The following is a 302-nucleotide window of genomic DNA, read 5'->3' as shown; positions in this document are numbered from 1 at the left end:
TTAGCCGCTACGTGGTCGGCTGGATGATCGCTCCCCGGGAGACTGCTGAACTGGCCGAAATGCTGATTGCCGATACCGTCGCCGGACAAAACATCGAACCGGGTTGCCTCACACTGCACGCCGATCGTGGCACCAGCATGCGCTCGAAGACCGTCGCTGCCTTGCTCGTCGATCCGGAAGTGATCAAGACTCATAGTCGGCCTTATGTTTCCAATGACAACCCGTTCTCCGAATCGCACTTCAAGACGTTTAAATATCGTCCTGACTTCCCGGATCGCTTCGGCTGCATCGAGGACGCCCGG

The 302-nt window shown here is 57.6% G+C and carries 1 pseudogene; it reads left to right on the top strand.

Annotated features, from left to right (window positions below):
- Positions 1–302 (top strand): annotated as a pseudogene (locus ACRXB1_RS37585) (IS3 family transposase); the annotation flags it as partial.

Source organism: Caballeronia sp. M23-90 (genome assembly GCF_053574605.1).
The sequence above is the reverse complement of the archived record's forward strand: the minus strand, read 5'-3'. Positions and strand labels throughout refer to the sequence as shown.